This window comes from Lysinibacillus sphaericus (assembly GCF_015844675.1).
Taxonomy (GTDB): domain Bacteria; phylum Bacillota; class Bacilli; order Bacillales_A; family Planococcaceae; genus Lysinibacillus; species Lysinibacillus sphaericus_E.
Map to the genome: position 1 here is coordinate 23682 of NZ_LDGC01000036.1, position 10278 is coordinate 33959.

Consider the following 10278-nt stretch of genomic DNA (forward strand, 5'->3'; position numbering starts at 1 on the left):
AAGAACTGATCTCATGCCACGTATTTCCCCAAAAAATTTGGTTAAAGAGACTTCTACAATAGTAGTTAGATTCTTAGTTTCAACCGAGCAAAATAGTTCATTTTAAACGATTAGAGATGTTTATCCGAATAGGATGAACGCTTTTTTTATTGATCAAGAAACTATAAAGTAGTTGACCTATAGGATAAAAAATCAGTTTGTGGGCGATAGAAAAAGCATTATGCTAACTTTTTGATGCGCTTTAGCACCGTGAAGCCATTAAAAAATTCGGACATAAAAGCAATTTCAAATGAATAAGTTGTGATGATTGGTTTGTTTCGATTATGGTTTTGGAATTTACTTTTACAAGTTACAAGTCTCGCACATGTAATTAGAGGAGATACCTGGTGCATTATCGACACCTGTTTGTTCCCTAGCGACACTAATGTTGATGATCATTTTGAATAACACGGGAAATTAATTAGTATTTGTGGATATTTTAGTGATTGAAAAGAAAGGGAGGTAAATTTGGTTATGTTGCAAAATCTAAATAAAGAAATTGCTGTAATTGAACTCTCGGGACGAAAAATATTAAAAGGTTCAGTGATTGATTCGAGTAGTGACATTATGGTGATATATAATGGAAATATGTTTGTCTATATACCAATAGATCATATTCAAACTTTAGAAATAGATTATGACAATGAAGATAATGTTCAACAACCTTCAGAAAGACCGACATTTAATTCTCAAGTGTCTAATAAAGACCTAACTCTTACAAATATACTTTCACATGCAAAAGGAATACATGTGGAGATTTCTGTAACAAAAAACCTTGCGTTACATGGGGTTATAACGTCTGTTATGAATGATTATTTTGTATTTGAGTCTCCCATTTACAAAACAATGTTCATTTCAACAAAACATTTAAAGTGGCTCGTACCATATTCTAAGGATCAGTTTCCTTACGGACTAAGCGAAAATGAATTTTTAAGTCTATCAGCTATTAAGAATCAGTCCCAAAACAATACATTTGAGTCTCAAATGTACCAACTTAGAAATCAACTTGTTGTATTAAATCTTGGAAAAGATTTTTCCCATATAGGTAGAGTAATAAACGTAAATGATCAAATTGTTGAGATACAAAATGGAAAATCGATTTCAACTTATTTTAACCTTTCACATATTCAAACTGTTCATCAAGTATAATATCTATATATTCAGAAAAGGAGTTTTTTCTAAGTCTCCTTTTCTGATTATTTTTTTTAAAACGCCCCTACTCTGCAATGTAAACCACAATTATGGAGTAGGAAACAATATCCAAGATGACTTGATGATGAATAGAGAACTTGTTTTTAGTTCCTTTTATCGAAGTAACTGGGAGCGTTGATTTAGGAAGAATTGAAACTATTTGTTGCACGAAAGCGTAGCTCAGTAGCATAATGTAGAGTTGAAACATCTAAATATTTCGATTCATCTTCAGTCATAAGTAAAAGCTGAACTAATTATTAGTTCAGCTTCAAATCATTTTATTAAAATGTCACATATCATATAAGACATTCTGTTTTATGGATGTATTATAGTTGAATAGGCATACCTCAGTTTAATCTATAGAATGAGCATAAGAGGACGTGTCCGAAATGAGTCAAAGTACAGGCAAAATCCAGCACTAGCACTGATTGTACACACGGATTTATGTTCTGAAATATACAAATGAAGCTTTTGACCAGCGCTTACAGAAATACGAAATGATTCCGTCATTTAGCCGAAAAGAATGTCCATATGACAATGCGTGCATCGAATCATTTCGTAATCGAACTATCCAACATTCCTATTGGCCGCCTTATGTTTTATAAGTCTATAAAACCATCATCTTCTTCTATTTCTAGTATTTCTTCCTCTATCATTCGCCGCTTTTTCATTACTATCATCTTTATTTTTATCTTCATTTTTATTTTCATTTGTATTTTCTTGATTTTTCTTTCCGTCATTAGCTTTTTCACTAGTTGTTCCTAAACTAATATTGCGGACATGATACATTGCCAGACGAATAATTTCTTCTTTTGAGAAGATAGTAATATAATCGTCCGTAACTTCATCCATTATTCCTTCTAACATTTCTGGACCACCACGATTCACTTTAACCCAATTATGTCGTAGACTACTTACTACTGTTTTAAAATCAGGTGCAAGTAAGTACGAGTCTGTTGCAGGGTCTTCAACACTAAATTCCATCCCATCTCTTGAATTTAGAGTAATGCTTTTAATATGCTGTGTTTTGTAATAAACAATCCCATCTTTTTCTGTTAATAATACAAAATGATCGTCTTCAGCAGCCATTAACTTCCCTATACGTGATTCAGGTCCTCCCCTATCCACTCTTATAACTTTATTCATTAACGTAAGCAGAAGATCTTTATTCATTCTTTTAGCCTCCTAATAGTATTGTCTTGTTATCTATATGTGTTCTTGAATAATAAACCTATGTAAAATGCCCATCTAGGTAAAAATATAACATCTGATCTGGGTTCTAGATCTGAGTCAAAATAAAGACAAACTACAAAGCTAACAGTATTTACTTTACCTATTAAATTGTCACAAAATTTTTACCTTCTATCGCCTTTTTGTGCATAACAAAAGCCACACCCTATTGGATGTGACTTAAAATAAAATTTTTACTAATTTCATGTTGAAGGAATCTAGTCCATTAGGAAATGCTCTATCCCCTGTGGTAATTCTCATGTATAAACTATCCTATCTCCTCTTGATTAGAATACTTGCGCAAATACATAAAAATTAAAGATTTGAATTATTTTTTTGAAGAGTAACACTTAAACCCTTGCTCATCTCAGAGGTGGCACACTTTTTGTAACTGACGTTTCACTTACGTTACAAAAAACATCCTTAGCTGGCGTATTGCTCTCGCTTGCATATGCTTAAGATATCATATCCCCTTGTATTGGCTCTTTACCCTCTTTAAACAGAATACGAATGGACTTTCCATATGCAATATCAGAGGAATCCATTACCTGAAAATGAATATGAGCTTCTGATGAATTACCGGAGTTTCCGCATTTCCCAATAAGTTGCCCTTCTGTTACGATGTCGCCTGATTTTACTAAAATCGAGTTCTTTTTAAAATGTGCAATCATACTAAATTCATTATTTGCATGTTCAATTACGACATAGTTTCCAGCTGCATTACGTTCATCCATTTCACCAGGTATATTATCTTTTATTCCATCTACAACTTTTACGACTTTACCATCTGCTGGTGCTATAATATCCTGATCAAAAGCATAGTAATTTTCATTTTGAATTGGGCTTTTTTCATAAGATTGTCCATCTTGAACTTTTACTAAATCGTAAGCATATCGCTGATTTTCATATACATAATGATAATTTACAAATTCATTCGTACCACCCCAAAAAACAAACCACTCACCTCTAATTGGCATTATGTATTTATTTTTTGTATATTGTTGATCCGTTTTTGGATATGTAATAAAAGACTTAAAATAAAAACGCTGTATTTGATTGAATTCATCGAAGGAAGCTACAACTACTTTCTCTCGTTTATCATCTGACCATACGTAATGCGTTAAATTTTGTAATATCGTCTTTGTTTCTAATTGATACTTTTTTACACCCTTATTAAAAGAGTTGCTTAACTCCATGAATTGTTCTAAAGTGACTATCTCCTGAAAGTCTTTTGATGTAGCGTTAAAAACTTTTTCGAAACCCTCGCTTAACCAAATATCTATGACTTCTTCTGGACTACTGAACTTTTCCACAATAACAACCTCCATTAATGTATAAATAATACATTTAATTATATTTACGAGGTTGGATTACTAAAAGTTTCATAAAAACTCCATTCTGAATATAGCTTGATCAATTTAAAATATGGTCGCAAAGTATTTACACCATAAAAAAAGCATATCCTCATTGGAATATGCCTTCATATTTGTTAATCGAAGTCCTTTTTAATTAATTTTTTATTGGTGTTAGCAACTTCTATTAAATAAATCATACATAATGCTAAAAATAATAGAGACCACTCGATTTTTCCATATAAGAAAAGCGAATAGATAACAGCAATTACACAGTAACAGAATATAATGCTAGCAATAACTATTCCTTTTTTATTCACGTTATTATTATAAACTTGACGTTTTTTATGTGGGGTTTCTTCCATAATAAATCCTTTCCTATTATGTTTTACGTATTCTTCAACTTTGCTGAAACATAATGTTTAATTTCTTCCTCGGCCATAAAATAATACTTACCTTTATCCGTTAACGTTACATTCACATACCCGAGTTTGTCTTCATCTGAATAGTCTTCTCCGTGTATATACCCGAAGCTTTTCAACATAAATGTCCCTTGTATTTCTTCTTTCGGTATATCTTCAGTTTTCTTAGTAAAAAGAATTTCTGTTCTTCCATTTTTAACTTCTTCTAAAATTTTCACCTCTACATTATTCATCTCAAACATTACTAACACCTCCAAAATACCTATATTTATAATAGTTTAGATTGAATGTATTGTCATTACAGATATAGAATACCAATTTAATAGTCGAATACTATCGTCATGATATATAATTCACTTCAAAACTAACATAACAAAATGACGCGCAATAATTTCAGTAAAAGTGACAGAGAAGATTTCTGAAGCATTAAAATTTGATTATGAAATCAGCTTCCTAATGAAAGATAGAGAAACAAAAAAACAGCTACTCAATATGAACTACGAGAGCTGTGGTCAAAATAAAAAGCAACCACATTTCTGCAGTTGCTTGATTATATATAGCATGTTAATAAAAATTAAGGTTCAAGTTTTATAGCTTCACGCTCACTCCCTCAATGGATTTCAATATTTCAGCGGTAGGACATTGCGGTGGGACATTAATAATATGTTAACTATTATTGCTCCCCATCACGGAGTGGTCTCGTTATTTGTTATTTAATTAAAGTGCCTGTTATTGACGATTTCTATGTATAAGCAATTCTGCAACGATTAAATTCGGCACCCAACAAAGCCAAGCTATAATAGCATAACTGAGATTAAAATTTTCAAATCCAAATAGTACAGTAAACAAAACTAGCCAAATTCTTAATGTTACTGCTGCAAAAGTTAAGGAATAATTTCTTATCATCCACTTTTGATGTTCATAAATTTTTCTATGTTTAATTTTTAATAGCGCTTGGAATGCTGTTATCATCCAGAATATAGATAGGAAACCAAAACCAAACTGTGACACCAAGCCACCTGTAGCAAAAAATGCTAAATATAACCCTGAAACACTGCCGAATAAAATACCTATCATATATATTTTCCCTAGAATTCGATGACGATTGATATTTTTTTCTCTATACTTCGAGAATAATGTAAAGGGACCTATTACTAACGCTATTACACTGAATACAATATGTATAAAAAGCATAATGTACCACAACGAATTCAATGTAGAAATAAACATAAGTTTCAATTTAACAAATCCGGCCTGATGTGCATCCATAATTAAATATTGAACAATGGAATACCCAGATATTAGAATAGCTAAGCCACTAAATATAAGCCAAGTTTTTTTATTCATTTTTCAGTCTCCTAGTATTTAATTTTCATAAATAAAATCTCCGTTACTAATATTAGCTCTTCCGCATTTCTTTTAATTAAATTACCAAAGAACCCTCTTTCCTCTGTCCATAATGTAACATCAAATTTTTTAAGATTTGCTCTTTACATACTAAGTGGTAAAAAATTGTATATAAGAGGTCTTATATTTTAAATAACATCTTTTATATTTTTAATTTCAGTATCCTTATTTATTGAGTGTACCACTTGAAAAAGTGGTCTTTTCGTTTTCCCTTCCAGCCAGGGATTAGAGGAAGAATTTGTTTCGGTATTCAGCCAAACTTTACAGGCTAGTGGGGCTAATCATTAGTAAAAACGTTAGAAACCATTGCTATAGCAAGATTCCCCAACCACATTATGCTATACTATTTCTATTATTTTCGGAGTGTAAGATGATGTATTAATAATCCAAAAAGCCTTATGTATCAACGTTTAAATGTCTTTTTAACAGTTAGAGTAATTTGCAAGATACAGCATATAAAAGCATGTTTTTGGGGCTAACTGGGGCTAGATTGGGGCTAATAAAATATGGCGAGCGTGTGTGCAGGAATGGGTGAGTAAGAAAGATTGGGGCTGATTGCTTCAATCTTTTTTTGATTTGCTGAATCATTTAGTATAAATGAAAAAATGTCGCTTAAGTAGTTTTACTTCCAAGCCTAAAATGTCGTTGTAGGTGAAAAATATTAATTATTAAGATTTGTTTTCACAATATTAGATATTATGTACTCAAAGGTGTAATATTGATTTAGTTCCTCTTCTAACATATAATACCATTATATTTATTTGCAGGAGTTGATGTTCTTGTCTAAAAAAGCTACCAAAGAAAAATCTACAATAAATTCATTTACAACTAAATTAAGTAAAATGGAAGTAGAGAATATTGTCCACGCAAAATTACAAAGGGATAAACATATAGATTTAATGAAAACCCATCAAGAACAAGCTCAAGAGATTGAAGACGAACTCTTTCTTACATTTCAACTGAAGTATTCTAACGAAAGAGTGATAGATACCCTCATAAAAAAAGTAAAAGAGTCATCTGATGATGAAATGAATATTATACATACCTGCGCCTTTTTAGAAGATGTTAAAATAATTTCAATTGGTTCTCCAGAAAAACTTGACTTCGCTACCTTAAATCAAGTGAACAATATCGATTTAACGATAAATCAAACAATTGAAAAAAAATATCCGTTATCCTTTTTAGGAAATTTCTTTAAAAAAATTTCAGGTGGTGGTCAATAATGGGTGCTACTCTCTCTTTTACTTTTTATAAAAACCAAACCAAATACTCCAATATGTTAAAAATGATTGAAACTATTGAGGGTATTCACTTAAATAAATTAAATAACAATTTTTCTATTGGTATAAATGGCAAAGAAAAATATACAATAGAACTTAGCCCATATAGGCTTAATCTAACTTATTTCCCTTCCGCAAATACACAAGAAATTGAGCAATCTAGGGAAAAGATACAGTCACTGATATCTAATCATATGACATTTGAAAAATTGCAAATCGAAGCTACTTAATATCTTTAAAAGAAAGGTGATTATAATGAATTCAGATTTAATATTAGCCCACTTACAACAGACATTGGAAGAAATTGAAATAAAATATTCAATTGAGGATAAGGATGAAGACTCTTATGTTCTTATCAAATTTAGAAATAGCAAATTAGATTATAATTTTGAAATAAATATATTAGTTTTAGACTCTGTTCAAGCCTTGAGCTTTATAGTAACAGATATGTTGAAATTTGAATTAGATATCTCAAAAGAACAATTATTAAATGAAATAAATAATCAAAACTCTTCACTGCTTTTCGGCAAAATAACATTTAGTGAAGGTAGCCAATATATTTATGGTATTTATGAGTATACTCTTAATCTTGAAAGGGATAATGAGTTAATTTCTGCCAAGGAATTAAAATCGACCATTTCATATATAGTATCCTACAAACGACAATTAGAAACAGCAAAAAGAATACCAATTCATTCTTAGCATGAACAAATTAAAGATAGACGCAATAATGCGTAGTATTTTTCAAATAGTGGTTTTAATCTTTGGGATAGGGTGTGTTTTTTATATTATTATTAAGGATCCATACTCTACTCCACCTAAGTTAGTGATAGTATCAATAACTGTGGCTATATTATATTTGTTCATAATTGGTAGCATCAAACTATTTAATTCTGGTATTCACGAAAACCAAATTTTTAATGGACTAGCTATCTATTTAATCTTAGGTTTAATAACAATTTTTTTAGCAGTTTTCTCATGGGTATACATACAGGCTTACCTTAATATATATACTATTCCTACAAAAGTTGCTGACATATTAGCAGTACTTTCTCTAATTATTACACTTTCATCGGAACTAGTGACAGACCTAATTAATTATTTTTTAAAAAAGCCGAAACCTCCTAGGAACTAAAATAGATCATATTAGGAAACTAATCCTTCTATGATTACCTGACATATTTGGATGAAATTTATTCGATTCATTTTATAGAATTCATTTAATATTTTCTTATCATCAGTGAGTTACTCGTTTGCTTTACGTAGTAACTACACTGATTTTAGTTTCAAACGTTTAGAAATTTGCATCCTACACAGTTAGCATGACTCACACCTCAAACACCATGAGCTTCTGCTTCATTGGTTAGTCGCTCTAACTTACTTTTAATTAATGTGTCATGAAGTTCTTGTGCATGAATGTTAAGGGTATTGATTTCTTGTGCCATCTCTTTAAACAACGGATAGAATCCCATATCAATTAAACGCACAGTATCTTTAATTTCATTGATTGATAGATACGACATACCAGGGTCTTTATCCCAACCTTTAAAAACGATTTCATCAATTCTTTCCATTAGCTTTGATACTGCGTTCTTCACAACCTCTAACTGAATTATCTGTGCCGATAAGTTATATACACTACCACTATTTTCTTGTACAACTGTTTCTAATGTATGTTGCTGCATGTTCCAATTCTCCTTTTTCATCTATTATTATTTAGTTGCGACTGCATTCAAAAGTAATTGTTTGTTACGATCAGACATTACACGCCATTCTTTAACCGTTACTTTCATTTGCATTCACTTCCTTTCAAAGATTCTTTTCCAAACACGTTATGCAAGCGCTGGCGCATGTAAGCCACTTCCTCATCAGATAATTGCTTATGGTATTTCATAATCCGTGCTAAACGGTGTGTATGCTTACGAGCTTCTTTCACCTGGTCTAACTGGATCATTTTAATGTGGATGTATTCATTACGTTGCTGGATTGTTTTTGATTGGCCGCTTCCACACATTAATACTCCCTCCCTTTCATCATGTCGGTTATTTCTAGTCCATTCACCGACTGACTATTGATAGCCATTTGATAATTATTATTCTTTATAGTGTAACTTTAAACTATAACGAATAAAAAATCAATTCATTTTATTCATTTTTAAATAAAATTATTTATCAAAGTGTAATCTTTGGCTATAATAAAGAAAAGGAGGAATAATATGTCCAATACAATCAAAAATGAAATCAAAGGTTATATCTCATCTTCAGGATGGACAATCACTGATATAGTTGAAAAAATGAATGAAAATCTACCTACTGAAAAGAAGACTACTGTTCAAAACATTTCTAATAAGCTAACGCGTGGTACCATCAAATACAGTGAGGTTAAAGAAATCGCAGAGATCATCGGAATGAAAATCGAATGGAATAAAAAAGAGGACGCCCAATAATTCGGGTGTCCTTTATTGAGAATTTATTAACCATTTTTCAATAGTTGACCTATGAAACAAAATACGGCCACGAATTTTTATATGCGGAATTTCATTTTGACTCACCATTGTGTAAATCGTAGTTTTACTTATCTGTAATTCATCAGCCAGTTCATCTACAGACATTGTCATTTTTTTATTAGGGTCCACAATTATATCGTTGTCAACTTGTGCTGTATAAGGCTCTAATTCAATTTCTAGATCATTAGGAAGTTCTACTAACAATTCTAGCTTTAAGTATTGCTTCATGTTCACGCTCCCATCGTTTTTCTACTATCATTGCCAAATATTAAGTTTCGTAAAATCAAAAAACACTCTCGGCTAATCGTGCAGCTGAAAGTGTTTTTTGATTGGCTATAATGAAAAGTCATATCTGAACTGACTTAAATTATTTTTATAGAATAAATTAAAGTGATTCCCACCACTCTTTGAACTGAACCCTATTTTGTAGACAGTTTAATAAAAAGGGATGTAGTTGTAAGTTAAGCCGCAATGAGATGGCTTCGGTAAGTTGCCGGAGCCATCTTTTTTAATGTCCATTGCTTTCGTGTGTGATTATAATGGTCCATATAATCCATCACTATTGTGTGTAATTCTGCCAAACTTTCTGCTTGTTTATAATCTACTTCATCTTTGAAATGACCGAAGAACGATTCTATTGGCGCATTATCAAGACAATTTCCTCTGCGGGACATTGACTGGAGAAGTCCCATTTCTTTTACACGCTGCTGATATTCTGGGTGTGTATAATGAATACCTTGGTCCGAGTGAATCATCGCTTCCGGATGGAGATTGCCGTCTAGATGTGTTTTTAACTTTTCAAGCGTCTTATAGACAAGGGACATCTTTAACGTAGTAGATAATTCATATGC

At 31.4% G+C, this 10278-nt stretch carries 13 protein-coding genes; 5 read left to right on the forward strand and 8 right to left on the reverse strand.

Annotated features, from left to right (window positions below; all coding sequences use genetic code 11):
* Positions 1 to 513: 513 nt before the first annotated feature.
* Positions 514 to 1188, forward strand: coding sequence for a DUF2642 domain-containing protein (locus ABE34_RS10885; RefSeq protein ID WP_197142470.1), 675 nt, complete (start codon positions 514 to 516; stop codon positions 1186 to 1188).
* 660 nt (positions 1189 to 1848) lie between these two features.
* Here ABE34_RS10885 and ABE34_RS10890 read toward each other — a convergent pair.
* The 4 genes from ABE34_RS10890 to ABE34_RS10910 all read right to left on the reverse strand — a co-directional run bounded on the left by ABE34_RS10890 (position 1849) and on the right by ABE34_RS10910 (position 5581).
* On the reverse strand, positions 1849 to 2403 hold the full coding sequence (locus tag ABE34_RS10890) for a hypothetical protein (protein ID WP_197142472.1): 555 nt from the start codon (positions 2401 to 2403) through the stop codon (positions 1849 to 1851).
* Positions 2404 to 2915: 512 nt separating this feature from the next.
* On the reverse strand, positions 2916 to 3773 hold the full coding sequence (locus tag ABE34_RS25635) for a peptidoglycan DD-metalloendopeptidase family protein (RefSeq protein ID WP_346655552.1): 858 nt from the start codon (positions 3771 to 3773) through the stop codon (positions 2916 to 2918).
* Positions 3774 to 4200: 427 nt separating this feature from the next.
* Positions 4201 to 4476, reverse strand: coding sequence for a hypothetical protein (locus ABE34_RS10905; RefSeq protein ID WP_197142478.1), 276 nt, complete (start codon positions 4474 to 4476; stop codon positions 4201 to 4203).
* A gap of 487 nt (positions 4477 to 4963) precedes the next feature.
* Positions 4964 to 5581 (reverse strand): DUF2306 domain-containing protein, encoded by a 618-nt coding sequence (locus ABE34_RS10910; protein WP_197142480.1) that lies wholly within the window; start codon positions 5579 to 5581, stop codon positions 4964 to 4966.
* Between the two features lie 839 nt (positions 5582 to 6420).
* Here ABE34_RS10910 and ABE34_RS10915 point away from each other — a divergent pair.
* From ABE34_RS10915 to ABE34_RS10925, 3 genes are read left to right on the forward strand one after another with little or no spacing between them, the layout of a single operon-like run.
* Positions 6421 to 6864, forward strand: a complete 444-nt coding sequence (locus ABE34_RS10915) for a hypothetical protein (RefSeq protein WP_197142483.1) — start codon at positions 6421 to 6423, stop codon at positions 6862 to 6864.
* Positions 6864 to 7151, forward strand: a complete 288-nt coding sequence (locus ABE34_RS10920; protein WP_197142484.1) for a hypothetical protein — start codon at positions 6864 to 6866, stop codon at positions 7149 to 7151. Before ABE34_RS10915 ends, ABE34_RS10920 begins: the two co-directional genes overlap by 1 nt.
* Before the next feature lie 25 nt (positions 7152 to 7176).
* A complete protein-coding gene (locus ABE34_RS10925; protein ID WP_197142486.1) occupies positions 7177 to 7623 on the forward strand; it encodes a hypothetical protein in 447 nt (148 codons plus the stop codon).
* A gap of 632 nt (positions 7624 to 8255) precedes the next feature.
* Here ABE34_RS10925 and ABE34_RS10935 read toward each other — a convergent pair.
* Both ABE34_RS10935 and ABE34_RS10940 read right to left on the reverse strand, forming a co-directional pair.
* On the reverse strand, positions 8256 to 8606 hold the full coding sequence (locus ABE34_RS10935) for a hypothetical protein (RefSeq protein ID WP_197142490.1): 351 nt from the start codon (positions 8604 to 8606) through the stop codon (positions 8256 to 8258).
* Positions 8607 to 8710: 104 nt separating this feature from the next.
* Positions 8711 to 8935, reverse strand: a complete 225-nt coding sequence (locus ABE34_RS10940) for a hypothetical protein (RefSeq protein WP_197142492.1) — start codon at positions 8933 to 8935, stop codon at positions 8711 to 8713.
* A gap of 201 nt (positions 8936 to 9136) precedes the next feature.
* Between ABE34_RS10940 and ABE34_RS10945 the strand changes: the two genes are divergently transcribed.
* Entirely contained in the window at positions 9137 to 9367 is a 231-nt protein-coding gene (locus ABE34_RS10945) for an LLM class flavin-dependent oxidoreductase (protein ID WP_134022607.1), read from the forward strand.
* Between the two features lie 12 nt (positions 9368 to 9379).
* On the opposite strand, the gene ABE34_RS25090 is transcribed toward ABE34_RS10945, so the two are convergent.
* Entirely contained in the window at positions 9380 to 9655 is a 276-nt protein-coding gene (locus tag ABE34_RS25090) for a helix-turn-helix domain-containing protein (RefSeq protein WP_241747076.1), read from the reverse strand.
* Between the two features lie 233 nt (positions 9656 to 9888).
* The coding region (locus tag ABE34_RS10955; protein ID WP_197141389.1) for an IS3 family transposase at positions 9889 to 10278 on the reverse strand (390 nt) is incomplete at its 5' end.